This is a genomic window from Streptomyces sp. NPDC043870, from assembly GCF_056435785.1.
Genome location: NZ_JBWKDT010000002.1, coordinates 110,589 through 135,148 on the forward strand (window position 1 = coordinate 110,589; position 24,560 = coordinate 135,148).

Genomic DNA, 24,560 nt, shown 5'->3' on the forward strand with positions numbered 1-24,560 from the left:
CGCCCCGTTCGCAGGGCGTCTGAAGAGCAGGGCGTCTGAAGAGAACGACACCGCACGAGGAATGTGCACGAAGAAAGGCTGGGCACGGCATGGGCTTCATCAGCTGGATCGTTCTGGGTCTGCTCGCCGGGATCATCGCCAAGATCCTGCTGCCCGGGCGCGACCCGGGCGGACTGATCGGTACCACCGTCATCGGTATCGCGGGCGCCTTCATCGGCGGCTGGATATCGTCCCGCTTCCTCGACCGGCCGATCACCAAGGAGTTCTACGACGGTGCCACATGGGTGTCCGCCGTCGGCGGTGCGCTTGTGCTGCTGATCGCGTACCGGATCCTGTTCGGCCACTCGCGTTCCCGGTAGGGCCCGAGCTCAGCCCTGGAGCCCGGTCTCCCGGAGGGTGATGTTCAGCCGGCCGGTCAGGCCCAGCGCCGGATCGGCCGTGCCCGGATGCACCTTCGGAACCCCGTGGTAGGCGAAGCGCGAGGCCCCGCCGAAGACGAACAGGTCCCCGGACGCCAGCTCCACATCCGTGTAGGGCTGCCCTCGGTTCTCGGTGTTGCCGAAGCGGAAGACGCAGGTGTCGCCGATGCTCAGCGACACCACGGGGGCACCGGACCGCTCGTCCTTGTCCTGGTGCATGCCCATCTTCGCGTCGCCGTCATAGAAGTTGATCAGCGCGGTGTCCGGCGTGTACGCGTCCAACGTGTACGTGTCGGGTGTGTACGTGTCCGGTGCGCTCGCCTCGCCCGCCTCGACGGCTCCGGGGGCCGCCACGTCCCGGTACGCCTCGACCAGCGCTTCCCGCCCCAACTCCACCAGCCAGTCGGGAAATTCGGCGACCACCGCGCCGTTCACATCGTCCGCCGTGCGCGTGTACCGGTACGGCTGCCAGTGCCAGCCCACGCACACCGTCTGCACGGACATCACGCCGCCGCGCGGCAGCCTGGTGTGCCGGATCGGCACCGGCCCCCGCGCCCAGTCGCGGCACGCCCCGACCAGCTTCCGCTGCCGCGCGGGCGGCAGCCACCCGGGCACGTGCACCGCCCCGGGCGCGATCATGGCCCGCTCCCTGGGGAAGAGCCCGGCGGTCACGACACCAGCGCGCCTTCCAGCCCGAGCAGCCGCTCCTTGCTCTCCAGCCCGCCCGCGTAGCCGCGCAGCGCGCCATCGGCACCGATCACCCGGTGGCACGGCCGTACGACCAGCAGCGGGTTGCGCCCGATCGCGGTCCCCACGGCCCGTACGCCGGCCCCTGCGGAGCCGACCCGCTCGGCGATCTGCCTGTACGTCACCGTCTCTCCGTACGGAATCTCCTCCAGCGCCCGCCAGACGCGCCGCTGGAAGTCCGTGCCGTAGCCCTGCGCGTACTCGATCGCGAAGTGCGTCAGCTCACCGGCGAAGTACGCCCGGAGCTGCCCGGCGATCTCCTCGAACGCCTCCGGGTCGTGCCGCCAGGTGCCCTGGACCTCGGCCGCGCCCTTCTGCCCGGGCAACGACAGCGAGACGAGTGCGGTACCGCCCACGGCGGTCGCCGACTCCTCGCCGACCAGCAGCAGCTCACCCAGCGGACTGTCGACCGTCGCGTACACCGTCATGGCTCCGTCCTCTCCTCGTACGGTCCTGCGGCTACGAGTCTGCGTCGGCAGCCCCGCTCCGGCTGGCGGTATTCGGACATCGCGCCCGGAACGCGAGGCGGGGGCGGAGCGACCAGGCCGCCACCGCCCCCGAGCGCCCGGGAACCGCCGGTGCGGCGATCAGCGGTAGTTAACGAACTGCAGCGCGAAGTCGAAGTCCTTGCCCTTCAGCAGCGCGATCACGGTCTGCAGGTCGTCCCTGCTCTTCGAGCTGACCCGCAGCTCGTCGCCCTGCACCTGTGCCTTGATGCCCTTCGGGCCCTCGTCGCGGATGACCTTGGCGACCTTCTTGGCGTTCTCCTGGGAGATGCCCTCCTCGATCGAGGCGAAGATCTTGTACTCCTTGCCGGAGAGCTGCGGCTCCCCCGCGTCCAGCGACTTCAGCGAGATACCACGCTTGATCAGCTTGGACTGGAAGATGTCGAGGATCGCCTTGACCCGCTCCTCACCGCTCGCCTGCATCAGGATCTTGTCGCCGGACCACTCGATCGTGGCGCCTGTGCCCTTGAAGTCGTAGCGCTGCGAGATCTCCTTGGCGGCCTGGTTGAGGGCGTTGTCGACCTCCTGCCGCTCGACCTTCGAGACGATGTCGAAACTGGAGTCGGCCATGTCCTGTGGCTCCTTGTATCGGGTGCGTAGAGGTACGGCCGGGCTGCCCGGACCGCCACCGCAAAGCCTAGCCACCTGCACCCGCCCCGAGTGCTGATCAATCCGGTGGCGAAGCACCCCTGGGCATCAGGTATCGTTTACGTCGTTGCCACGGAGCACCGCCGAAAAGCGGCCCTCCAGCGCGACATCCCATGGCGGTGTGCCCGAGTGGCCAATGGGAGCGGACTGTAAATCCGTCGGCTTAGCCTACCCAGGTTCGAATCCTGGCGCCGCCACGCGATGTGAGACCCCCGTTGACCTGCGGAAAGCAGGACGGCGGGGGTCTTCTCGTTGTTCCGGCCTCGCTCCTTAAAGCGGGTGTCAGACCCACCTGGCCCGGCTCTAACGGGCTGGCCCCCTCCGCAGCGGGCCGGTGCTGCGGGACTACAGCTGGCCGGCCGACGCAGGAGGACGATCGTAGGGCAGCGTCGATGGGGTGCCGAGGCATCTGCTTCGGCAAGGCGTTGAGCGGTGATTCGCCGCGGCCTCCAGCCAGCGGGGCTCTTGGGCCCTGTCGTGCCTCGTCTCTTGGCCATGCGGTCGATCGTTCCCATGAAGCCTTGTCCATCCAGCTCATGCCCAGGGCGCCCGGATGGAGGACTGGCGGAAAGTGGCTGGTCAGGCAGCGCGGAGACCTGCATGATTGCCGCATGACCAACGTACGAAAGGCCCATGCCGCGTAGGGCTCCATCGCAGGTCAGATTGGACCTGCCACGTGTCCCACGGCCGTGGGACAGCAGCGCGGTGATACCCGGGCTCTCCGCCCGGGCGCGGGCGGAGATTGCCCGGATCGAGCGGCGCCGGTACTGGTCCGGTGATGCGCACCGAGCTTGGGTGCGATGGCGGGCCATGGCGTACAAACCCGGGCCGTGGGTGATGTACGCCGCGCCGGAAGACGACGGCTGCGAGTGCTGTGATCCCTTCACCGGCGCCGACGTCCGCGCGTTCCTGGAAGAGCTGTGTTCCGGCCTCTCCAGGAGTTCGGCACGTGAGCTGCGCATGCTGCTCAAGCCGCCCGATGAGCGCTTCCTCGCCCGCACGCTTAACGACCCGTTCGCCTCGCCTAGGGACCCATGGTGGAGACGCCGGCTCGAAACCCCGTGACCGAGTCGGAAGGGCGGCCGCCAGAGCAAGATCTGGGCCGGCTGCGTGCCGCAGGCGCGCGACGGGCCGTCTTCACAGACGTATCCGCAGGTGAGAGGTCGGATCCGATGGTGCGGCGCTTGGCGGACTGTAAATCCGTAGCTTTGCCTACCCAGGTTCGAATCCTGGCGCTGCCACGCGATGAGAACGGGCCCTGATCTGCGGAAACACGGATCAGGGGCCGTTGTCGTACGGGCCGCTCCAGGGGCCTCTGTCTGGCTCTGTCTCACCCGGTCACGTTCTCTGCCGGCTTCTGTGTACGGGGCGTGGACGGGGTTGTCGGGCTCACTTACGCCGATGGAGCTGGCGCGGTTTACGGCTGGGACGGAGGTGCGCGGCGCTCTCTGAGCCGCGCGGAGATCTTGGCGTTCGCGGCCTCGTCTCCACCCTTCAGGAACTTCGCGTAGACCCGGAAGAGGACAGCGACGCTGTGCCCGGCGCGCTCGGCTACGAGCTGTGGCTCGATGCCCGCCCCTTCAAGACGCGGGACTGCGCTTTATCCGTCGTGTCTCACCTGATTCAGCCTTCGACGGCACACGATCAACGTTGGCCGGCGCAGGGCATCGCCGCTTTCACCCCACCGGGTGACGTGTTCGGCATGCGCAGAAATTCGAACACGTGCTCTAATCGGGCCATGGCTCGAAACGGCTTCCCCGATGACCTGGTACAGATCCAGCGCGACTGGCTCCGCACGTACGAGGCGCTGGCTCGCTGTTCTCCCGCGGCCGGCGCGACGGCGCTGCGGCGCCGGCTGATCGTGGAGTCGTGCCGGATCGCCAGACACCCGTTCTGGACCGAGGCGGGCCGCTCGCCGGCCATGTGGGGGGAGCTGCGGCGCGCTGCCCGTGCGGACGACTGGCGGGATGCCGCATGAAGGAGAGGGTTCGCATCGAGCTCGCAGGGAAAACGGCGGCTGCCGGCAGGCCCGTGCCGTTCACCGCACCACCGACGGGGCGAAGATGAGTACCAGTACTCATGATCCCCCAGCACCTGGCAGGGAGCATCGGATCGTGCCCACCCGGAAACGTACCGTCGCCGCCGTAGCAGCAGCTGCCGTCCTCACCCTGGCCGGCTGCGGGAAGAGCGCGGACGACCTGTTCTCCAACCTCAACGGCACCGACTCATCCAGCTCGCACGACACCAGGTCCCCCGGCCCGGCCTCGCCCCGGCCCGACGCACCGCCGAACTACGCCGACAACAACCGGGTCCGGCAGCCCGGCGAGATGAGCCCGCAGGACGAGAAGCCGGCCAGGCAGATGGCCACCGAGGTCGAGCGGGCCCTCGACGAACTGCGCCGACGCGGCAGGATCGGTCCTGTGGAGGTACGGCCCGTACTCGCACGGCTCGCCGCTCCCGCCCGCCTCTCCGTGAAAGAGCTGCCGGCCGGCAGCGGGACGGACAAGGCCGAAGGCAGCACGTACGGCATCTGGATCGGCGAGACCGCCTGCGTCACTGGAGGCGTCAGCGAGGACCGCGTGTGGTCCCAGGCCAACGGCCACTATCCCGAGACCGGTTGCATGCCCCCGGCGTCCACTCACTGAGGCCTGATGGGTCGGCGGTAGGAAGAAGGCGCGGACGGCCTGGCTCTTGCCGCTGCCGCAGCGGCATTCCTCATGCGCTGGTCAGCGGGCCGGGTGAGGCGGAACGGTGACCTTGAGAACCTTCGTGGTACCAGCGCCACTGATGCGCAGGCCGGCGTTGCGGTGCCGGGACGGTGCGTCTCCGGCACGAGGCCACACGGGCCGCGAGGTCAGGTGCGGGAGCCCCGTGTACTCACCGGCGTCTGAGTAAGGGAGCGGTGCCGGCCGGCGGGATCCGCTTGCTGGGATGGGCCCATGACGACGACGCCCTCTCCCGCCACGCACTCCCCGGACCCCGCGCCACTCCGCCGGCGCCGCACCGGGGCACTCATCGTGGGCGGTGCGGCGATGGTGCTCCTCGTCGCGGCACTCGTTCTGGGCTGCGCGTGGCTGGCCGGCGGCCGGGTGATGTCGGAAGCGGAGTTCCGCGAGCACCTGAGGCTCACGCAGGAGGCCGGCGAGGACGCGGTCCGGCGGCTTGGGATGGACCCCGCGTCGGTCGTGGACCGGCACGAGATGGCCAACGCCTCCTGCAAGGACGACCTTGGTCGCGACTCCGAGGGCGTCACCCGTGACCAGCCGACCGTCGCCTGGGCGCCCGACTTCGCGAGCCGCGCCTCGTACGAGGCAGCGGTCGACACGCTCCGCGAGGAATGGTCCGCGCAGGGCCTGACGGTGGAGGACATCCCCGCCCCCGGACAGGCCGAGCCGGGAGCCGGCCTGCCGGGGGTCCGGGCGTCGGACGACCACGGCATCGAGCTGTCGCTGCGGCCCGACCGGTACTCGGGGGAGCCGACGCTGGTCGCCGACGGGGGATGTGTACGGCACCTGGGGGCCCTGGTCCGGTGGGAGCAGAGCTCCCTGTAGCGGGAAGACGGATCGGACAGCCTCAAGCACAGGTCTCGCTTCGAGAAGGTCCTGCGCCAGGTCGCGCCCTGCACGCCGGTACCGATGCCGGTACCGCTCGGCGCGACCTTGGACAGTGAAGCGTCGCGAGTCCAGCAAGATCCACCGGACAGGCCCTAGGTGTTCTGTCCTAGGCGGTCGTGGTGGCACCGGCGTCACCCGTGGTCGGGTAAGGGAACGAGTGGTGCTCGTGTGCGATGACCCAACGGCCGTGTTCCTTGCGAAGGCCCACGGTGAGCCGAAGGCGGTTCGCAGGGTTGTCGGCGAGCTCCTGGGGCGTTCCGCAGCGCAGCAGGGAGTGGGCGTAGGCGACGCTGTCCCCGGCGATGACGTCGAGGGACACGATCTCGAACGAGGAGCCCTGTGCCTGCCACTCGAAGAAGGGGGGCCACGTTTCGCGGTAGGCGTCGATGCCGCGGACGCCCTCGTAGGGCGGTGGCACGTCGAACATGACGATGTCGTCCGAGTGGTCCGCCAGGACACCGTTCATGTCGCCCTTGTGCACGGCCGCGGCCCACTGCTCGATCAGAGTCCGGATCTGCTCTTCATCGGTGTTCATGGCTCAGCTCGCTCTCGGTCGTTCTCGGTCGGCGACGCCGCTCCCCGGCGGGGCGCGGGCACGCGATCCATGTACCTACTCGAGAAGACTGCGCCACGCGGGGAAACTCATCGCGGTGGAGCCACCTGCCCGTGGTCACCGCATCCACCACACACGGCGTTGTAGCCGGCCGAGCGCATGTTGAAGCCGTTGACGCGGTTCCGATCGACCAGCGCGCCCTTCGCGGTCTGTACGACGATGCCGTCGCCGCCCACGTCGTCGTCCACACCGTCGACGACGTAGCGGTGGCCGACGCCGAAGTCAGTGAGCCTGACGAGCAGGCCCGCGCGGCGGTCGGTGGTCGTCGGCGCGCCGGTGTTGGAGATGTCGGGGTTGCGTCCCCTTGCCGTACGCGTCGACGGAGATCGGCTCCGCGGCCCTGCCGGAGCGGGTGGGGCAGCAGGACGTAGTACGTCGTGCCGGGCCTCTCGTTCGCGGTGGCCGCCGCCGGGAGGAGGCCGGTCAGGGTGGCCGCTGCTGCGAGCGCGGTCGCGGCTGCCCTTGTGCGCGTGGCGCGCATCACGCGAGTCGTGTGCGGCGTGCGTATCGCGCGAGTGGTGTGTGTCGCGCGCGTCGGTGGAAGCCGTGCGCCGGAACGCAGCCATGGCCCCGAAGCGGGGCCATGGGCGTACATACCTGGTGCTGGGACCCGGCGACGCGGATCGCGCCGCCGCAGTCTTGCGGATCCTGCTTGATCAGTAGGGCCCATTCACATTGTCGATGGACCCGTAACGCTTGGCCGCGTAATTGCACGCCGCCACAATATTCGCGATCGGGTCATAAATGTCCCACGAGGTACCGTCCACGTGGTATGTCCGAAATGTCGGGTCGATGACCTGCATGAGTCCCTTGGACGGGATTCCGGCCGCCGCATTCGAGTCCCAGAGGTTGATGGCGAAGGGGTCGCCGCTCGACTCGCGCATCAGGTTCCGGCGGATCCCGTCGTAGCTGCCGGGAATTCCCTTGGCGTCCATCACCAGCAGTGCGTGCTTGATCCAGCCGTCAAGTCGCTGTGCGCTTGCTGGAGTTGCGGAGGCCGGGGTCGGGAGAACCGCGGCGCTCGCTCCGAGCAGAACCGTGGCGGTGGCGAGGCCGCCCGCGAGGTATCTGACGATCTTGGACGTTGCTCGCTTGGGGAGAACGGAAAGCCGCATGGCGCCTCTTTCGCGTGAATCTGCGGATGGTGATTGATCCCATGCAAGGCGGTTCATCGAGGAATGGGGATTTCCGCCGGGGTTTTCAGCATCCGAGCGAAAGGGGTGGACGGCAAGGGGCAATTCTGTGATTGCCGCCACAAGGGTTGAATTGATCGGAAAGCGGGACCAGGCCGGGCTCCATGGCCGAACCCGGCCCGACCCGTCACCTGAGTCCAAAAAGTCAGAAGTTTCTTGATTTGTAGAACTTTCATGGACTGTGCCGTACAGGCCGCAGGCTGCCACCTGCTGCTGAAGCCGCGGCTGACCGCTGACCGCTGTGACCTCGGCTTCGGTCGCTACTACGGTCGGCGCGGCTGACCCGGCGGCGACTGCAGCGGCGACGGTGACGGCGACGACGGCGACGACGGAAAGCGCCACCCCGCCGTGCTCGTGCGACACGAGCATGTCCGAATCCGGCAGTAGTCGTGTACAGAACAGTCGCGTACAGAACAATGGCGCGGGCGCGTTGCCGGATGCCGCCGCCACGGTTGCCGATATTTCTCCCGCAGTCCGACGACGCCAGCAGGCGCGAACGAATCGTCAACGCTGCGACAATGACGGACAGTCAGGATTCTCGGCCTCGCAACCCGAGCTCCAGCGAACTCGGTTATCAGCGGAATTGGCGGCAACGGCGACATCGGAAGCAATGGCGGCAAGCGGCAGAAATGGCGACAGCGGCGCTGCATTGCTATCGGGCGTCGCGCACTTCCCGGTCCGCCGGGATCAGTCGGCCAGGCGGAAAGCCAGTTCCATCTCCCACTTGGCCGGATCCGGCTCGACGCGCGGGTCCGTGAGGTACGACTCGATACGGCAGCCCCAGCGTTCCACGCCGTTCGCCTCTGTGATCAGGTCCCATTCCAGGCCCTCCGCCACTGCCCATTCCCGCAGTCGCGCAATGGCACCGAACAGGCCCTCGGGGTGGCCGACATGCGTCAGGGTGGCGTACCCGCCTGCAGGCAGGGTGCCGACCACCATGTCGCCCTCGGGCTCGGGCGGGGAGATGACCGGGACGCCCGCCTCGACCACCGATTCGCCGTCCATGTCGATGGCGTAGAAGCGGAAGAACGGGGCCCCGGCAGGAGCGGTGCCGTGCGAGGCCAGCCAGCCGACGATCTCGGGGAGGCGGTCCGCGATGACGTCGAACGCGTCCATCCTGACGGACCTCCTGACACCCACGTAGGTCTGCTCGGGACGTTGTACGACGGTGGGTCGGTGCTGCTCCATGGGTTCCCTCATGACATCAAGGGCCGTGCCGGCGGCCGGAATTCATCGAAATTCATCGGTCACAAGCGCCGGTGCGTTCACCGGTGTGCGTGCCGTGCGCGTGCTGGTGTGCGTGTCGACGGGCGCACCGGCCGCACACGCTCACGTCAATTGCCCGCGATGTCCTTCACCGCGACCGAGACCGGCACGGCGCCGCTGATCAGTTCCAGCGTGAGCCCGGCCGTCGCGGGGGTCTCGATGAGCTCCGCGATGACCGCGGCCACGTCGTCCCGGGGCACCGGCCCGCGTCCGGTGTCGGCCTCCAGGCGGACCAGCCCGGTCCCGGCGTCGTTCGTCAGCATCCCCGGGCGCAGGACCGTCCAGTCGAGACCGCTCTTGCCTCGTACGTGTGCGTCGGCCGCGCCCTTGGCCCGCAGGTACGCGTCGAAGACGTCGTCGCCCGGGTGCTCGGGGTCGGCGCCCATCGACGAGATGACGATGTACCGCCGTACGCGCGCCCGTTCGGCCGCGTCCGCGAAGAGCACCGCCGCGCCGCGGTCCACCGTGTCCTTGCGCGCGCTGCCGCTGCCGGGGCCCGCACCCGCGGCGAACACCGCGGCGTCCGCGCCCTGCAGCACCGCCGCGACCTGCTCCACCGAGGCCGACTCCAGGTCGAGCAGCGCCGGCTCCGCGCCCGCCGCCCGCAGGTCGTCACCCTGCTCCGGCTTGCGGATGATGCCCACCGGCTCGTGTCCGCCCGCCGCGAGCAGCCGCTCAAGGCGCAGCGCGATCTGACCATGTCCTCCAGCGATGACAATGCGCATGCTCACGACCGTACGCCGGTCGACCGCGCCCCGCGCGCGGCGCACGCGCCCAGGGCCCGGTATCCAGCCGTCCCGTCGCCCGGGTTACGACGCTCCCGTCCAGGCGCCCGCTCCAGGGCGCCCACCCCCGGGCGGCGCTCACCCACACACGATCCCGAGCCCCGCCCCGTGCACCGGCGCCCAGGAACCGGGGCCCGACCGCCCCGCCCCCGCCCCGGAGCCCCGCATGCCGCTACGTCCCTACCTGCGCACGTGCGCCGCGACGCGTGCAGCCCCGCCCACGCCCGCTCCCGCCCGCTTCCTGACGCCACGGTCGGAAATCCTCACGGCCGGGGATCCTCACGGCCCGGGATCCGGCCGCCCCTGGCGCGGCAGTTCGAGGGCGACGGCCGCCGCCGAGTCGCAGTACTCGCGCACCGCGCTGGTGCGGGCCACCACGCGCCCCCTGTGGACGACGATCCTGCTGTAAGCGAGCGACAGCACGCCCGCGAGCTGATCGCCGCGCACCGCCAGCAACTCGGCCGGGAAGCCCGCCTCCACCCGCACCTCGGGCAGCCCCATCGCCTCCCGCGCCGTCGCGCTCACCGCGTCGTACGCCTCCGGGGCGCGCAGCCCGCCCTGGGAGGCCAGCAGGAAGGCCGCCTCCAGCGGGTCGCCGCGCCCCACCGGGTTCGCCACGTCACGCATCGCCCCACTGCCCGCCGCGACCCGCACCCCGGCCGCACGCAGCAGCCGTACCGGCGCGACGCCGCGCAGCTCGGTGCCCGCGCAGCCGCCCTGCGGCAGGCAGACCACCGTCACGCCGGCCGCCGCCAGCTGGTCCGCCGTCCGGGAGGCGAGCTCGGCCGGCAGCCGGGCCAGGCCCGCGCACGGGCCGACCGACACGCCGGGCCGCAGCCCGCCCGCCATGGCGGCCAGCCGCGCGAGCCGCGCCGGGTCGTCGCCGTCCGTGTGCAGATCGACAGGGCAGCCGTGTTCTGCGGCGACCTCGAGCACCGCCTCCGTGTACCCCGTCGGATCCGGGTCGAGGTCCGGGCTGCCGCCGATCACGCCCGCGCCCATCTTCACCGCGTCCCGCAGCATCGCGAGCCCGTCCGCGCCGGCCACTCCGGTGAGCAGCCGGGGCACCGCGACGGCGGTCAGCTCGGCGAGCCCGCGCAGCGACCGGCGCGCCTGCAGCACCGCCTCCAGCGGACCCAGCCCCTGCACATCACCGATCCGTACGTGCGAGCGCAGCGCGGTCGCCCCGTGCCCGAGCTGCAGCAGGGCGGCTTCGGTGGCGCGCCGCTGGACGTCCTCCGTGGCGTACGACACGGGCTCCTCGGCCGTGAGCGCGGTGAGCGCGGTGTCGCCGTGGGCGTGCGGCTCGGCGGGGGCGGGGAGCAGCAGATAGCCGTTCAGGTCCACGCGCGCGGAGTGCACCTTGGGCGTCGCGCTGAGGCTGCCTGCGGTGCCGACGGCCTCGATACGTCCACCGCTCAGCCGTACGTCGACCGTGCGGCCGTCGGTGAGGCGGGCGCCGCACAGGAGCAGCGCGGCGGTGTCTGCGGTGGTGCCGTCGGCCGGCTGTGCCTGACTGTCGGGCATAGCGCTCCTGGTGGGCGGGGTCCTGCGGAATCGGCGGGAACGAACGGGCGGTGGCGGGCGGCCTGCGGACGATCAAGATCACCCGGCGTGGGTCGAGCCTAGGGGCGGCCCGACCGCGCATCGAGAAGGAGCGCAATAGTCGTACCGGTGTGACCACGAGTGGCGTACGGGACGGGCGTGACAGTGCTCCCCACGGAGCCCCGCACGGAGCCCCGCACGGAGCCCGGCACCGAGCCCCGCACGTACGCCCCTGAAGGTGGCCAGCGTGGCCCGTAAACGGATTTGGGCGATCGGCGGCCGACCGTGTAATGTCTTCATCGCTCGCCCCAATAGCTCAGTCGGCAGAGCGTCTCCATGGTAAGGAGAAGGTCTACGGTTCGATTCCGTATTGGGGCTCTGATGTTGGGTGATCCTCGCCTTCGGGCGAGGGGATCCGGCATCGCAGCGGTGTAGCTCAGTCGGTAGAGCAAGCGGCTCATAATCGCTGTGTCACCGGTTCAAGTCCGGTCACCGCTACACACAGTAGCCGATTGTGGGGTCGGTCCTTCGATCGGCTACTCTTTTCTGCGTTCATCCGTCCCATCCGTCCAAGGAGCACTCACGTGGCTGCCACCGACGTCCGCCCGAAGATCACGCTGGCCTGCGTGGAGTGCAAGGAGCGGAACTACATCACCAAGAAGAACCGGCGCAACAACCCGGACCGTCTTGAGATGAAGAAGCACTGCCCGCGCTGCAACGCGCACACCGCGCACCGCGAGACGCGCTGAATCAGGCTCGAATGCGAGGCCGTCCCCACCAGGGGGCGGCCTCGTGTCGTTTGTTCCGGTGGTCCGGCAAGACATCCGGTTCCGGCAGGAGACCCGGCCGGTTCCCGGCAAGAGATCCAGGAGGTAGCGCGTCCATGGCGCTCGACCAGTCCTTTGTGGGGCGGACCTATCCGCCCACCGCGCCGTACGAGGTCGGCCGGGAAAAGATCCGGGAGTTCGCCGAGGCGGTGGGTGACACGAATCCCGCGTACACCGACCCCGATGCCGCCAAGCAGCTCGGCCACTCCGATGTGATCGCCCCGCCCACTTTTGTGTTCGCGATCACTTTCAAGGCCGCGGGAGAGGTCATCGCGGATCCGCAACTGGGCCTGGACTACAGCCGCGTGGTGCACGGCGACCAGAAGTTCGCGTACAGCCGCCCGGTGCGGGCGGGGGACCGGCTCACGGTCACCTCGACCATCGAGGCGATCAAGTCCCTCGCGGGCAACGACATCCTGGACGTCCGCGGTGAGGTGCACGACGAGGCCGGTGAGCACGTCGTGACCGCGTGGACCAAGCTCGTGGCGCGCGGCGCCGAGGAGGCCTGATCGTGATGGCGGCGAAGATCGCATACGCGGACGTCGAGGTCGGCACCGAACTGCCCGCCCAGAGCTTTCCGGTGACCCGGGCGACGCTGGTGCAGTACGCGGGCGCCTCCGGGGACTTCAACCCGATCCACTGGAACGAGAAGTTCGCCAAGGAGGTCGGGCTGCCGGACGTCATCGCGCACGGCATGTTCACCATGGCCGAGGCGGCCCGGGTGGTCACGGACTGGGTGGGCGACCCGGGAGCGGTCGTCGAGTACGGCGTGCGCTTCACCAGGCCCGTGGTCGTACCCAATGACGACGAGGGCGCGGTCATCGAGGTCAGCGGCAAGGTTGCGGCGAAGCTGGACGACAACAAGGTGCGCGTCGACCTGACGGCGATGTCGGCCGGCCAGAAGGTGCTGGGCATGTCGAGGGCGGTCGTACGGCTCGCCTGACAGGCGGCCCTGCGCCAGGCGTGGCTTACATGTAAGGCGGGGCTCGCATGCAAGGGGACGGGGAACCAAGGGGACGGGTGAGGGGTGCTGCTCCTGGAGCGGCGCCCCTTACGACGGGGGCCTGCTCCAGAAGCAGCGGGCTGGCCTCGCCCTTGCCAAGTTAGTGATTGAGTACTAACTTATCTCCCATGGTTCGAATGAGTGCGGAGGAGCGGCGCGAGAGCGTCATCCGTGCGGCGATCTCCGAGTTCGCGCGCGGCGGCTACAGCGGCACGTCCACCGAGGCGATCGCCAAGCGGGTGGGTGTGTCGCAGCCGTATCTCTTCCGGCTGTTCCCGGGGAAGAAGGCCATCTTCCTGGCCGCCTCGGAGCGCTGCCTGGTGCAGACGCGTCAGGTCCTGCAGGAGGCGAGCGAGGGGCTGGAGGGCGAGGAGGCTCTGCACGCCATGGCCGGCGCGTACACCCGGATCATCGCCGAGCACCCCGAGCGGCTGCTCATGCAGATGCAGACCTACGTCGCCGTGGCCGCCGCCGAGGAGGCCGGTGACCATGAATTCGGTGAAGCGGTTCGCGCCGGCTGGATGCGGTTGTGGGAAGCCGTCCATCTGCCGCTCGGCGCGGACGTCAGCGAGACCACGTCGTTTCTCGCGTACGGGATGCTGATCAACACGCTGGTCGCCATGGGCTTTCCGGCCGATCACCGGGTCTGGGAGGGCTTCTACGTCTCGGCCAGGCGTCCTGGTCCTCAGGGGTAGGCACTCGCGCGATGCGCGGGGTTGCCCCTTTTCATGGCCATGAAAGTTAGTCATCAATAACTAATCATGTAGGGGGAGAGCAATGCATCAGCAAGACGCAGGCCAGCAAGACGCAGGCCAGCGAGACGCCCGCCGTGGCTCCGCCGCCTGGGCTCTCGTCATCACCAGCGTCGCCGGTTTCATGGCGGCCCTCGACAACCTCGTCGTCACCACCGCTCTGCCCTCCATCCGCGCCGATCTCGGCGGTGCGCTGGAGGACCTGGAGTGGACGGTGAACGCCTACACGCTGACGTTCGCCGTGCTGCTCATGTTCGGAGCGGCGCTCGGGGACCGGTTCGGGCGCCGCCGGCTCTTCATCGGCGGGCTGGTGGTCTTCACCGCCGCGTCCGCGGCGGCAGCGCTCTCGCCCGGCATCGAGGAACTGATCGCCGCGCGGGCGGTGCAGGGCGCCGGGGCCGCGGTCATGATGCCGCTGACCCTCACCCTGCTGACGGCGGCCGTGCCCGTCGCCCGTCGCGGTGCCGCACTCGGCATCTTCAGCGCGGTCACCGGCCTGGCCGTGGCCAGCGGCCCGCTCATCGGAGGCAGCCTCACCGAGCATCTGTCCTGGCAGTGGATCTTCTGGCTGAACGTCCCGGTCGGGCTGGCCCTGCTGCCGCTCGCCCGGCTGCGCCTGACGGAGTCGTACGGGCCCGGCGCGCGCCTCGACGTCACCGGAACGGTCCTGGTCAGCGTGGGTCTCTTCGGGATCGTGTACGCCCTCGTCAGCGCGCCGTCGTACGGCTGGACCAGCGCTCGGGTGCTGACCGGACTGATCGCGGGCGGGGTGCTGGTCGCGGCGTTCGTCCGGCACGGCATCAAGGGAAAGCGGCCGATGCTGCCGATGCGGCTCTTCCGGGACCGCGGCTTCTTCGGGATCAACATCGCGAGCATGCTGATGTTCCTGGGGATGTTCGGCTCGATATTCCTGCTCAGCCAGTTCCTGCAGACGGTCGTCGGGTACTCGCCGACCGAGGCGGGCCTGCGGATGCTGCCCTGGACCGGCATGCCGATGCTCGTCGCGCCCATCGCGGGCTACCTCTCCGACCGCATCGGCGGACGGCCCGTCGTCGTCACCGGGCTGGCCCTCCAGGCGCTGGGGCTCGGACTCTTCGCGCTGGTGATCGCGCCGGACGTCTCGTACGCGGCCCAGCTGCCGTCGCTGATCGTGAGCGGCATCGGTATGTCGCTGTACTTCGCGCCCGCCGCCAGTCTCGTCATGTCGAGCGTCCGCCCGGCGGAACAGGGCATCGCCTCCGGCGCGAACCACGCGCTGAGGGAGGTCGGCGGGGCGCTCGGTGTGGCGGTCCTCGCCTCCGTCTTCGCGGCCCAGGGCGGCTACGAGTCACCGGACGCCTTCGTGGACGGCACGGTTCCGGCGCTGTGGATCGGTGCGGGGGCGGTGGGCCTCGGTGCGCTCGTGGCCCTGCTCATTCCCGGGCGGCGGGGGGCGGCCGCCGGGGCCCGCGACAAGGCTCACGAGCCGGCGCACGACGAGGCACACGAGTCGGCCCACGACAAGGCACACGGCAAGGCACACGAGCCGACGCGCGACAAGGTGCCCGCCCCGGCCGGAACGGCCCCGGCGAACACGTGACGGCGTGAGCGCGGGCACACCGTCGGTGAGTCCGGGCGCACCTCGTCCGTGAGTCCGGGCACACCTCCTCCGGGGACACCCCGGCCCCGCCAGGGCCGGGGTGAGCCGGACCGTACCCTTGTCCCCGTGCAGGAACTCCTTGACGCCCCCCTCGCCCCGCTGACCACGTTCCGCCTGGGCGGACCGGCCACGCGCCTCGTCACCGCCACCACGGACGAGGAGGTGATCGCCGTCGTCCGCGAGGCCGATGCCGCGGGGACGCCGCTGCTGGTCATCGGGGGCGGCAGCAACCTGGTGATCGGGGACAAGGGGTTCGACGGCACGGCCCTGTGCATCGCCACCACCGGTTTCGAGCTGGACGGTACGACGCTCGAACTGGCCGCGGGCGAGGTCTGGGACCAGGCCGTCGCCCGGACCGTCGAGGCGGGACTGGCCGGGCTCGAATGCCTCTCGGGGATCCCCGGCTCGGCCGGGGCCACGCCGATCCAGAACGTCGGGGCGTACGGCCAGGAGGTCTCCTCGACGATCACCGAGGTCGTGGCGTTCGACCGCCGCAGCGGTGAGACGGTCACCATCCCGAACACGGAGTGCGGCTTCTCGTACCGCCACAGCCGCTTCAAGGCGCACCCCGAGCGCTATGTCGTGCTGCGCGTGCGGTTCGAGCTGGAGGACGCGGGGGGCCTGTCCGCGCCGATCAAGTACCCGGAGACCGCCCGCAGCCTCGGCGTCGGGGCCGGGGACCGGGTCCCGGCGGCGGCCGCGCGCGAGGCGGTCCTGAAGCTGCGCGCGGGCAAGGGCATGGTTCTGGACCCCGAGGACCACGACACCTGGTCGGCCGGGTCGTTCTTCACGAACCCGATCCTGAGCGCCGCCGAGTACGAGGCCTTCCTCGGCCGGGTAAGCGCCCGGCTCGGCGACGGGGCCACCCCGCCCGCGTACCCCGCGGGCGACGGTCACACCAAGACCTCCGCCGCCTGGCTCATCGACAAGGCCGGCTTCACCAAGGGGTACGGCGACGGCCCGGCCCGTATCTCCACCAAGCACACCCTCGCCCTCACCAACCGGGGCGAGGCCACCACCGAGGACCTCCTCGCGCTCGCCCGCGAGGTCGTCGCCGGGGTCCGCGACGCCTTCGGAGTCACCCTCGTCAATGAGCCGGTGACGGTCGGCGTCAGCCTCTGAGCGCTCAGGAGCCGCCGACGCGCTCGACGGGACCCGAGTCGCTCGGTGCCGCTCGGTGTCGCTCAGTAGGCCACCGCCACCGCCTGCTTCACCGTGGCGGGGTCGTCCGCCATCGCGAGCATCGCGTGGGCCACGTCCGCCCGCGAGATCTTGCCGCCGCCGCGCAGGTTCGTGCCGATCGCCGTGCGGTAGTGCCCGGTCAGCGGTGTGTCGGTCAGGCGCGGCGGGCGCACCGACGTCCAGTCCGTCGCGCTGGCGCGCATATCGGCCTCCATGATCCGCAGGTCGTCGTAGTGCTTGCGCAGCACACGCGACACGAGCGGCGTCCCGATGTACCGCAGGAAGAACGTCTCGTCCTCCGGTGCGGGCCCGAGCGGCGCCGCGCTCACCGCCAGGAAGCGCCGCGTCCCCTCCGCCTCCATGGCCTGGAGGACCAGGCGCGTGAGGCGGGAGGCGACACCCACCTGCTTGGTACTGCGCGGGCCGAGGCCCGAGAAGACCACGTCCCGGCCCGCGACCGCCTGCCGCAGCGCCTCCGGGTCGTCGAAGCGGGGCGTGCGGATCTCCAGCCCCTCGCCCGTGACCGGAAGCCGGGCCGGGTCGCGGACCACCGCTGTGACCTGGTGGCCTGCTGCCAGGGCCTGCCGGACGATCTCCTGGCCGATGCCCCCGCTGGCGCCGAAAACCGTGAGCTGCATGACGAGCCTCCCGAGATGGTGGGTGAGTGTTTACTCACCACTACTAGGGTGAGTAAACACTCACCCGCTCGTCAAGCCCCGCTCGTCAAGCCCCGCACGTCTGGTCAAGCCCCGCAGGTCAAGCCCGGCGCCTTGAGCCCGCTTGTCCAAGCCCCCCGCTCGTCACGCCCCGCAAGGAGCACCAATGGAGAAGCCCACCCGCGAGCGCATCCTCGACGCCGCCCACGAACTGATGCTCAGCGTCGGCCTGGCCCGCGCCACCACCAAGGCCATCGCCGCGTCCGCGGGCTGCTCCGAGGCCGCGCTCTACAAATACTTCGCGAGCAAGGAAGAACTGTTCGTGAGCGTGCTCCGGGAACGGCTGCCGCAGCTCGCCCCGCTGCTGCGCCGGCTCGTCACCGACCCGGGGGAGCGAACCGTCGAGGAGAACCTCACCGAGATCGCCCGCCAGGCCACCCTCTTCTACGCCCAGAGCTTCCCGATCGGAGCGTCCCTCTACGCCGAGACCAAACTGAAGGCCCGCCACGACGACGCCATGCGGGAGATGGGCACCGGACCCCACCTGCCCATCGAGAGTCTCGACGCCTATCTGCGGGCCGAGCGGGACGCGGGCCGTATCGACCCCGGCGCGGACACCTTCGCCGGGGCTTCGCTGCTGCTCGGCGCCTGCGCGCAGCGGGCCTTCGCCTACGACGCGAGCGCCGGCAAGCAGCCCCCGCAGTCCGTCGACGAGTTCGCCGCGGCCCTCGCCCGGACACTGCTGCGCGGAATTTCCGTTGAGGCGGAGCCGCGCTGAGCGTCATCCTGGGGACCATGTCCGCCAACCTGTCCGACCTCGTATGCGGCTGAGGCTCCACGAGTTCAGGCCGCGCACCGGCCCGCACACGTACCGGATCGTGCAGCCCCGCCATCCCCTCCGGCACACGACGCTGAACGACCCCCTGCACGACAGATGGGGGTATCTGCTCGGCGACCACGACGGGCTGTCCCGGCTCGCGGGACTGTTCGCCTTCGCCGCGTTCTCACGCCACACGGTGGTGCACGTGCCGCTGCGCGAGAGCCTGCCGAGGACGTTCTCCCCGGGTGTTCCGGTCGACATCGTCCTCGTCCACCACTCACTCGGCCTGCGGCCCTCCCGCTGGCCCGGGCTCCGCGCCGGACTACGCCACGGCACACCGCTGACGGTCCGGACGGACGAGCGTCGCACCGCGGTCCACGCCGCCGCCTGGCGGAAGGAATGGGAGGACCACAACTGGCGCAGCTCCCAGTGGCTGCGCCCGGCCGTCCACGCACGCACCCTGTTCCTCTTCGGCAGCCGCGACGTCTTCGCCGAGGCCGCCACCTGCTTCGAGGAGGCGGCGGGCAACGCTCCCCTTCCGAAGCATGCGGCGAAGGGCCTCGACGTGCTGGGGTCCTCCCTCAGTCCGCTGTTCGAGCCCGACCACCGCTGGGACCGGCCGGAACTGGACATCGGCTTCCAGGCGTATCCGCCCTACCGCCACTTCAGGCCGCCGGGCCGGCCAGCCAGTCGTCGATCCCGGACAGCAGCTTCCGCCTGATGTCCTCCGGCGCCGCGGAGCCGCGCACGGACTGGCGGGCCAGCTCCGCCAGCTCGGCGTCCGTGAAGCCGTGATGGCGCCGCGCGATCTCGTACTGGGCCGCCAGCCGGGAGCCGAACAGCAGCGGGTCGTCCGCGCCCAGCGCCAGGGGTACGCCGGCGTCCCACAGCGTCCGCAGCGGGACGTCCTCGGGTTTCTCGTACACCCCCAGCGCCACGTTCGACGCCGGGCACACCTCGCACGTCACTCCGCGCTCGGCCAGCTTGCGCAGCAGCCGGGGATCCTCGGCCGCCCGTACGCCGTGGCCGATCCGCGAGGCGTGCAGATCGTCCAGGCAGTCCCTCACGGACGAGGGGCCGGTCAGCTCGCCGCCGTGCGGGGCCGCCAGCAGCCCGCCCTCCCGGGCGATGGCGAACGCCCGGTCGAAGTCGCGTGCCATGCCGCGCCGCTCGTCGTTCGAGAGCCCGAAGCCGACCACGCCCCGGTCCGCGTGGCGCACCGCGAGCCGGGCCAGGGTGCGGGCGTCCAGGGGGTGCTTCATCCGGTTGGCGGCGACCACGACCCGCATCCCGAGGCCGGTCTCGCGCGCCGCGCCGTCCACGGCGTCGAGGATGACCTCGAGCGCGGGGATCAGCCCACCCAGCATCGGCGCGTACGACGTCGGGTCGACCTGGATCTCCAGCCAGCCGGAACCGTCCTTGACGTCTTCCTGGGCCGCCTCCCGGACCAGCCGCTGGATGTCCTCGGGCGCCCGCAGGCAGGAGCGCGCGATGTCGTAGAGCCGCTGGAAGCGGAACCAGCCGCGCTCGTCCGTCGCCCGGAGCTTCGGCGGTTCGCCGCCGGTCAGCGCGTCGGGGAGGTGCACGCCGTACTTGTCGGCGAGTTCGAGGAGGGTGGCGGGCCGCATCGACCCGGTGAAGTGCAGGTGCAGATGGGCCTTGGGCAGCAGCGTGAGATCTCGGGCGTCTGGGGGGTTCGGGGGGTGTCCCCCTGAAAGGTGGGGCATTGCAGGATCTTGCCGCACGCCCCGCCCGCACGGCACCCCCTTTCCCCGATCGGGTCCTTGCCCGAACGAAGAAACGGGCTCCCGGCCGAAGCCGGAAGCCCGTCAGTGAGCGGAACTGGCGGCACTGGCGGAACCAGCGGCCAGCGGAACCAGCGGAAACCGGAACCTCAGTCCCGGGCCTCCGAGAGCAGCTTCTGGATCCGCGAGACACCCTCGACCAGGTCCTCGTCGCCCAGCGCGTACGACAGCCGCAGATAGCCCGGCGTACCGAACGCCTCGCCCGGCACGACCGCGACCTCGGCCTCGTCCAGGATCAGCGCCGCCAGCTCGACCGAGGTCTGCGGGCGCTTGCCGCGGATCTCCTTGCCGAGCACGCCCTTCACCGAGGGGTACGCGTAGAACGCGCCCTCGGGTGTCGGGCAGACCACACCGTCGATCTCGCTCAGCATGCGCACGATCGTCTGCCGGCGGCGGTCGAAGGCCTCACGCATCTTCGCGACCGCGTCCAGGTTCCCGGAGACGGCGGCCAGCGCCGCGACCTGCGCCACGTTCGACACGTTCGACGTGGCGTGCGACTGCAGGTTGGTCGCGGCCTTCACGACGTCCTTCGGGCCGACGATCCAGCCCACCCGCCAGCCGGTCATCGCGTACGTCTTCGCCACACCGTTCACCACGATGCACTTGTCGCGCAGCTCGGGCACGAGGGCCGGCAGCGAGGTGAACTTCGCGTCGCCGTAGACGAGGTGCTCGTAGATCTCGTCCGTCAGCACCCACAGGCCGTGCTCGAGTGCCCAGCGGCCGATCGCCTCGGCGTCCGCCTCGCTGTAGACCGCGCCGGTGGGGTTGGACGGGGAGACGAAGAGGACCACCTTGGTCTTCTCGGTGCGCGCCGCCTCCAGCTGCTCCACCGACACCCGGTAGCCGGTGGTCTCGTCGGCGACGACCTCCACCGGGACGCCGCCGGCGAGGCGGATCGACTCGGGGTACGTCGTCCAGTACGGGGCCGGGACGATGACCTCGTCACCCGGGTCCAGGATCGCCGCGAAGGCCTCGTAGATCGCCTGCTTGCCGCCGTTGGTCACCAGGACCTCGGCCGGGTCGACCTCGTAGCCGGAGTCGCGCAGCGTCTTCTCGGCGATGGCCTTCTTCAGCTCGGGGAGGCCGCCGGCCGGCGTGTAGCGGTGGTACTTGGGGTTCTTGCAGGCCTCGATCGCGGCCTCGACGATGTAGTCCGGAGTCGGGAAGTCGGGCTCGCCGGCGCCGAAACCGATCACCGGACGCCCGGCGGCCTTGAGGGCCTTGGCCTTGGCGTCGACGGCGAGGGTCGCGGACTCGGAGATCGCGCCGATTCGGGCGGAGACCCGGCGCTCGGTGGGTGGAATAGCAGCGCTCATGCGGCCATCGTCCCAGACCCCGCACGGCCCGGGCACACAGGTTTCGAAGAGCGGACGGGGTGCTCACGGGACGTTGACCCGGCGCGTACGCGACGCCCGGCACGAACGCGAAAGAGCGCGAACGAACGCGAAAGAACGCGGACAGGAACCGCCTCGGAGCTATCTGTTCGACGCACGGCCTCTGACCACGTACACTCACTCGTCGTTGGCCCTCACCGACCACCTCTACTGATGCGGTAGGTTTGGGGGGAACCACAAAGGGTCGTAGCTCAATTGGTAGAGCACTGGTCTCCAAAACCAGCGGTTGGGGGTTCAAGTCCCTCCGGCCCTGCTACACACACCGCCAGGATGTGTGCGCATGTACGTACATCAATGCACAGCCGTGCGGCTCGACCGGGCGCGGCACGGCCACGACCCGGAATCAGGTGAGAGACGTGACGGACGCCGTGGGCTCCATCGACATGCCTGATGCCGAGGACGAAGCGCCGGAGAACCGGAAGAAGACCCGGAAGGGTGGCAAGCGCGGAAAGAAGGGCCCCCTGGGTCGTCTCGCGCTGTTCTACCGCCAGATCGTCGCCGAGCTGCGCAAGGTCGTCTGGCCCACTCGCAGCCAGCTGACGACGTACACCACCGTGGTGATTGTCTTCGTTGTCATCATGATCGGCCTCGTGACCGTGATTGACTATGGCTTCCAGGAAGCAGTCAAGTACGTCTTCGGCTGATCCCGCGGAGGGCGCCTCATCGGCGCCCCTTTCGCATGTTCCACCCCATCTGTATCCAGGAAGAAGCAGCCACCGTGTCTGACCCGAACCTGAACGACGCCGTTGAGCCGCGCGTAGATGCAGCGGAGTCCACCGAGGACCAGCTCGACATCGTTGAGGCGGCGGACGCTGTGGACCCAGACCAGGCGGAAGCTGAGGACGCCGAGGCGGGCGTGCCGGCCGAGGAAGCCGCGATCCACGTCGAGGACGAGAGCGTCGTCGAGGACGAGGACGCCGTCCAGGACGAGGACGTGACCGCCGAGGACGAGTCCGAGGCGGCCGCTGAGTTCACCGAGGAGAGCGAAGAGGCCGAGGAGGCTCCGGCCGCGGAGCCCGAGGCCCCTGCCGACCCGATCGCCGCGCTCCGCGACGAGCTGCGCGGTCTGCCCGGCGAGTGGTACGTGATCCACACCTACGCGGGCTACGAGAAGCGCGTGAAGGCCAACCTGGAGCAGCGCGCCGTCTCGCTGAACGTCGAGGACTTCATCTACCAGGCCGAGGTGCCCGAGGAAGAGATCGTCCAGATCAAGAACGGTGAGCGCAAGAACGTCCGGCAGAACAAGCTGCCCGGCTATGTGCTCGTCCGGATGGATCTGACGAACGAGTCCTGGGGCGTCGTCCGCAACACCCCGGGTGTCACCGGCTTCGTCGGCAACGCCTACGACCCGTACCCGCTGACCCTGGACGAGATCGTCAAGATGCTCGCCCCGGAGGCGGAGGAGAAGGCCGCCCGCGAGGCCGCCGAGGCCGAGGGCAAGCCGGCTCCGGCCCGCAAGGTCGAGGTCCAGGTGCTGGACTTCGAGGTCGGCGACTCGGTCACCGTCACCGACGGTCCGTTCGCCACCCTGCAGGCCACGATCAACGAGATCAACGCCGACTCGAAGAAGGTCAAGGGCCTCGTCGAGATCTTCGGCCGCGAGACCCCGGTCGAGCTGAGCTTCGACCAGATCCAGAAGAACTAACCGGCAGACAGGTTTCCGATCAGGTCAGAACGGCCCTCATGGCCGTTCTGACCTGCTCGGTTTTTGGCCGCGCAGCCATACCCGTTATCGTTGTGCGGTATGCCTCCATCCGGATGATCGGGTGGAAGCCACGCAGTTTCAGCAAACTCTCACTAGGACCCGGAGAGAGCAATGCCTCCCAAGAAGAAGAAGGTCACGGGGCTTATCAAGCTCCAGATCCAGGCCGGCGCCGCCAACCCGGCTCCGCCGGTCGGCCCCGCGCTGGGCCAGCACGGCGTCAACATCATGGAGTTCTGCAAGGCCTACAACGCCGCGACCGAGTCGCAGCGTGGCATGGTCGTGCCGGTGGAGATCACGGTCTACGAGGACCGTTCCTTCACCTTCGTCACCAAGACTCCGCCGGCCGCCAAGCTGATCCTCAAGGCCGCGGGTGTGGACAAGGGCTCCGGCGAGCCGCACAAGACCAAGGTCGCCAAGCTGACGCGCGACCAGGTCCGTGACATCGCCACCACCAAGATGCCCGACCTGAACGCCAACGACCTGGACGCCGCCGAGAAGATCATCGCCGGCACCGCCCGTTCCATGGGCATCACGGTCGAGGGCTGACAGTCCCCGTCTGACCTCTCAGTGGCAGGGCCAGCGCCGGCCCGGACCACGACTCCACACCTGAACCAACAGGAGAAGAAGTGAAGCGCAGCAAGGCTCTCCGCGGCGCGGACGCCAAGATCGACCGGGAGCGCACCTACGCCCCGCTTGAGGCCGTCCGTCTCGCCAAGGACACCGCCACCACCAAGTTCGACGGCACCGTCGAGGTCGCCTTCCGCCTGGGCGTTGACCCGCGCAAGGCCGACCAGATGGTCCGTGGCACCGTGAACCTTCCGCACGGCACCGGCAAGACCGCCCGGGTCCTGGTCTTCGCGACCGGTGACCGTGCTGCGGCCGCGGAAGCCGCGGGCGCCGACATCGTCGGCTCCGACGAACTGATCGACGAGGTTTCGAAGGGCCGTCTGGACTTCGACGCCGTCGTCGCCACCCCGGACCTCATGGGCAAGGTCGGCCGCCTCGGCCGCGTGCTCGGTCCCCGTGGTCTGATGCCGAACCCCAAGACCGGCACCGTGACCATGGACGTCGCCAAGGCTGTCAACGACATCAAGGGCGGCAAGATCGAGTTCCGCGTCGACAAGCACTCGAACCTGCACTTCATCATCGGCAAGGTCTCCTTCGACGAGACGAAGCTGGTCGAGAACTACGCCGCGGCGCTGGAGGAGATCCTCCGTCTCAAGCCGTCCGCCGCGAAGGGCCGCTACATCAAGAAGGCGACCCTGACCACCACCATGGGCCCCGGCATCCCGCTGGACTCCAACCGCACCCGCAACCTCCTCGTCGAGGAGGACCCGGCCGCTGTCTGACCGGGTTGAGCTGTCTGACGGCTCGCGTCCTGTGAACCGGCCCCCGCACCTCTCCTGAGGCGCGGGGGCCGGTTTTTTCGTACGACAGTGTC

The 24,560-nt window shown here is 69.8% G+C and carries 29 protein-coding genes and 4 tRNA genes; 21 read left to right on the forward strand and 12 right to left on the reverse strand.

Features of this window, described 5'->3' with window-relative positions:
- The first annotated feature begins 89 nt into the window (after positions 1-89).
- A complete protein-coding gene (locus tag AC0699_RS02880; protein WP_478654872.1) occupies positions 90-359 on the forward strand; it encodes a GlsB/YeaQ/YmgE family stress response membrane protein in 270 nt (89 codons plus the stop codon).
- 9 nt (positions 360-368) lie between these two features.
- Here AC0699_RS02880 and AC0699_RS02885 read toward each other — a convergent pair whose 3' ends face one another.
- The 3 genes from AC0699_RS02885 to AC0699_RS02895 form a co-directional block, all read right to left on the reverse strand.
- Complete coding sequence (locus AC0699_RS02885) at positions 369-1,058, reverse strand: alpha-ketoglutarate-dependent dioxygenase AlkB family protein (protein WP_478654875.1); 690 nt, start codon at positions 1,056-1,058, stop codon at positions 369-371.
- Between the two features lie 29 nt (positions 1,059-1,087).
- The gene (locus AC0699_RS02890; RefSeq protein ID WP_478654877.1) at positions 1,088-1,594 is read right to left on the reverse strand and encodes a methylated-DNA--[protein]-cysteine S-methyltransferase; all 507 of its coding nucleotides are present in this window, start codon (positions 1,592-1,594) and stop codon (positions 1,088-1,090) included.
- A gap of 159 nt (positions 1,595-1,753) precedes the next feature.
- Positions 1,754-2,242 (reverse strand): YajQ family cyclic di-GMP-binding protein, encoded by a 489-nt coding sequence (locus AC0699_RS02895; RefSeq protein WP_453668270.1) that lies wholly within the window; start codon positions 2,240-2,242, stop codon positions 1,754-1,756.
- Positions 2,243-2,435: 193 nt separating this feature from the next.
- Between AC0699_RS02895 and AC0699_RS02900 the strand changes: the two genes are divergently transcribed.
- The 5 genes from AC0699_RS02900 (at position 2,436) to AC0699_RS02920 (ending at position 5,871) form a co-directional block, all read left to right on the forward strand.
- Positions 2,436-2,517 (forward strand) — tRNA-Tyr (locus AC0699_RS02900).
- A gap of 613 nt (positions 2,518-3,130) precedes the next feature.
- Positions 3,131-3,385 (forward strand): hypothetical protein, encoded by a 255-nt coding sequence (locus tag AC0699_RS02905; protein WP_478654881.1) that lies wholly within the window; start codon positions 3,131-3,133, stop codon positions 3,383-3,385.
- A gap of 673 nt (positions 3,386-4,058) precedes the next feature.
- Positions 4,059-4,298: a hypothetical protein gene (locus AC0699_RS02910; protein ID WP_478654883.1), complete on the forward strand. Its 240-nt coding sequence runs from the start codon at positions 4,059-4,061 to the stop codon at positions 4,296-4,298.
- Positions 4,299-4,434: 136 nt separating this feature from the next.
- Positions 4,435-4,965, forward strand: a complete 531-nt coding sequence (locus tag AC0699_RS02915) for a hypothetical protein (protein ID WP_478654885.1) — start codon at positions 4,435-4,437, stop codon at positions 4,963-4,965.
- A 294-nt stretch (positions 4,966-5,259) separates the two neighbouring features.
- Positions 5,260-5,871, forward strand: a complete 612-nt coding sequence (locus AC0699_RS02920; RefSeq protein WP_478654887.1) for a hypothetical protein — start codon at positions 5,260-5,262, stop codon at positions 5,869-5,871.
- A 169-nt stretch (positions 5,872-6,040) separates the two neighbouring features.
- Here the strand turns inward: AC0699_RS02920 and AC0699_RS02925 are convergent, their stop codons facing one another.
- From AC0699_RS02925 to AC0699_RS02950, 6 genes are all read right to left on the reverse strand, one after another.
- A complete protein-coding gene (locus AC0699_RS02925; RefSeq protein ID WP_478654889.1) occupies positions 6,041-6,469 on the reverse strand; it encodes a YybH family protein in 429 nt (142 codons plus the stop codon).
- 107 nt (positions 6,470-6,576) lie between these two features.
- A complete protein-coding gene (locus tag AC0699_RS02930; protein WP_478654891.1) occupies positions 6,577-7,113 on the reverse strand; it encodes a hypothetical protein in 537 nt (178 codons plus the stop codon).
- Between the two features lie 90 nt (positions 7,114-7,203).
- On the reverse strand, positions 7,204-8,109 hold the full coding sequence (locus AC0699_RS02935; protein WP_478654894.1) for a transglycosylase SLT domain-containing protein: 906 nt from the start codon (positions 8,107-8,109) through the stop codon (positions 7,204-7,206).
- A 318-nt stretch (positions 8,110-8,427) separates the two neighbouring features.
- Positions 8,428-8,928 carry a GyrI-like domain-containing protein gene (locus AC0699_RS02940; RefSeq protein WP_478654897.1) on the reverse strand — a complete coding sequence of 167 codons (501 nt, stop codon included), beginning with the start codon at positions 8,926-8,928 and terminating at the stop codon, positions 8,428-8,430.
- A gap of 146 nt (positions 8,929-9,074) precedes the next feature.
- The gene (locus tag AC0699_RS02945) at positions 9,075-9,731 is read right to left on the reverse strand and encodes an SDR family oxidoreductase (RefSeq protein WP_478654900.1); all 657 of its coding nucleotides are present in this window, start codon (positions 9,729-9,731) and stop codon (positions 9,075-9,077) included.
- A gap of 339 nt (positions 9,732-10,070) precedes the next feature.
- Positions 10,071-11,318, reverse strand: a complete 1,248-nt coding sequence (locus AC0699_RS02950; RefSeq protein WP_478654902.1) for an amidohydrolase family protein — start codon at positions 11,316-11,318, stop codon at positions 10,071-10,073.
- Between the two features lie 323 nt (positions 11,319-11,641).
- On the opposite strand from AC0699_RS02950, the gene AC0699_RS02955 reads away from it, so the two are divergent.
- From AC0699_RS02955 to AC0699_RS02990, 8 genes are all read left to right on the forward strand, one after another.
- Positions 11,642-11,714, forward strand: a tRNA-Thr gene (locus AC0699_RS02955).
- 47 nt (positions 11,715-11,761) lie between these two features.
- Positions 11,762-11,834 (forward strand) — tRNA-Met (locus AC0699_RS02960).
- 86 nt (positions 11,835-11,920) lie between these two features.
- Positions 11,921-12,085 carry a 50S ribosomal protein L33 gene (gene rpmG, locus AC0699_RS02965; protein WP_003948671.1) on the forward strand — a complete coding sequence of 55 codons (165 nt, stop codon included), beginning with the start codon at positions 11,921-11,923 and terminating at the stop codon, positions 12,083-12,085.
- A 134-nt stretch (positions 12,086-12,219) separates the two neighbouring features.
- Complete coding sequence (locus AC0699_RS02970) at positions 12,220-12,672, forward strand: FAS1-like dehydratase domain-containing protein (protein WP_453662608.1); 453 nt, start codon at positions 12,220-12,222, stop codon at positions 12,670-12,672.
- 5 nt (positions 12,673-12,677) lie between these two features.
- On the forward strand, positions 12,678-13,106 hold the full coding sequence (locus AC0699_RS02975; protein ID WP_478654905.1) for a MaoC family dehydratase: 429 nt from the start codon (positions 12,678-12,680) through the stop codon (positions 13,104-13,106).
- Positions 13,107-13,294: 188 nt separating this feature from the next.
- Positions 13,295-13,861: a TetR/AcrR family transcriptional regulator gene (locus tag AC0699_RS02980; protein WP_478654908.1), complete on the forward strand. Its 567-nt coding sequence runs from the start codon at positions 13,295-13,297 to the stop codon at positions 13,859-13,861.
- Between the two features lie 82 nt (positions 13,862-13,943).
- Positions 13,944-15,497, forward strand: a complete 1,554-nt coding sequence (locus AC0699_RS02985) for an MFS transporter (RefSeq protein WP_478654910.1) — start codon at positions 13,944-13,946, stop codon at positions 15,495-15,497.
- A gap of 126 nt (positions 15,498-15,623) precedes the next feature.
- Positions 15,624-16,679 carry a UDP-N-acetylmuramate dehydrogenase gene (locus tag AC0699_RS02990; RefSeq protein WP_478654912.1) on the forward strand — a complete coding sequence of 352 codons (1,056 nt, stop codon included), beginning with the start codon at positions 15,624-15,626 and terminating at the stop codon, positions 16,677-16,679.
- A gap of 62 nt (positions 16,680-16,741) precedes the next feature.
- On the opposite strand, the gene AC0699_RS02995 is transcribed toward AC0699_RS02990, so the two are convergent.
- Positions 16,742-17,377: an NAD(P)-dependent oxidoreductase gene (locus tag AC0699_RS02995; protein WP_478654915.1), complete on the reverse strand. Its 636-nt coding sequence runs from the start codon at positions 17,375-17,377 to the stop codon at positions 16,742-16,744.
- Positions 17,378-17,561: 184 nt separating this feature from the next.
- Between AC0699_RS02995 and AC0699_RS03000 the strand changes: the two genes are divergently transcribed.
- Both AC0699_RS03000 and AC0699_RS03005 read left to right on the forward strand, forming a co-directional pair.
- Positions 17,562-18,173, forward strand: a complete 612-nt coding sequence (locus tag AC0699_RS03000) for a TetR/AcrR family transcriptional regulator (protein WP_478654918.1) — start codon at positions 17,562-17,564, stop codon at positions 18,171-18,173.
- A 43-nt stretch (positions 18,174-18,216) separates the two neighbouring features.
- Complete coding sequence (locus AC0699_RS03005; RefSeq protein ID WP_478654920.1) at positions 18,217-18,936, forward strand: hypothetical protein; 720 nt, start codon at positions 18,217-18,219, stop codon at positions 18,934-18,936.
- On the opposite strand, the gene AC0699_RS03010 is transcribed toward AC0699_RS03005, so the two are convergent.
- Both AC0699_RS03010 and AC0699_RS03015 read right to left on the reverse strand, forming a co-directional pair.
- On the reverse strand, positions 18,881-19,942 hold the full coding sequence (locus AC0699_RS03010) for an adenosine deaminase (protein WP_478654923.1): 1,062 nt from the start codon (positions 19,940-19,942) through the stop codon (positions 18,881-18,883). The two genes, AC0699_RS03005 and AC0699_RS03010, sit on opposite strands and share 56 nt — an antisense overlap.
- 167 nt (positions 19,943-20,109) lie before the next feature.
- Positions 20,110-21,336: a pyridoxal phosphate-dependent aminotransferase gene (locus AC0699_RS03015; RefSeq protein ID WP_478654924.1), complete on the reverse strand. Its 1,227-nt coding sequence runs from the start codon at positions 21,334-21,336 to the stop codon at positions 20,110-20,112.
- 258 nt (positions 21,337-21,594) lie between these two features.
- Here AC0699_RS03015 and AC0699_RS03020 point away from each other — a divergent pair.
- The 5 genes from AC0699_RS03020 to rplA all read left to right on the forward strand — a co-directional run bounded on the left by AC0699_RS03020 (position 21,595) and on the right by rplA (position 24,468).
- Positions 21,595-21,667: transfer RNA gene (locus tag AC0699_RS03020), tRNA-Trp, on the forward strand.
- Between the two features lie 103 nt (positions 21,668-21,770).
- Positions 21,771-22,058 (forward strand): preprotein translocase subunit SecE, encoded by a 288-nt coding sequence (secE, locus tag AC0699_RS03025; protein WP_453662591.1) that lies wholly within the window; start codon positions 21,771-21,773, stop codon positions 22,056-22,058.
- A 74-nt stretch (positions 22,059-22,132) separates the two neighbouring features.
- Positions 22,133-23,059 carry a transcription termination/antitermination protein NusG gene (gene nusG, locus AC0699_RS03030; RefSeq protein ID WP_478654927.1) on the forward strand — a complete coding sequence of 309 codons (927 nt, stop codon included), beginning with the start codon at positions 22,133-22,135 and terminating at the stop codon, positions 23,057-23,059.
- A 171-nt stretch (positions 23,060-23,230) separates the two neighbouring features.
- Complete coding sequence (gene rplK / locus AC0699_RS03035; RefSeq protein WP_003956479.1) at positions 23,231-23,665, forward strand: 50S ribosomal protein L11; 435 nt, start codon at positions 23,231-23,233, stop codon at positions 23,663-23,665.
- Between the two features lie 80 nt (positions 23,666-23,745).
- A complete protein-coding gene (gene rplA / locus AC0699_RS03040; protein ID WP_469769369.1) occupies positions 23,746-24,468 on the forward strand; it encodes a 50S ribosomal protein L1 in 723 nt (240 codons plus the stop codon).
- Positions 24,469-24,560 lie beyond the last annotated feature (92 nt).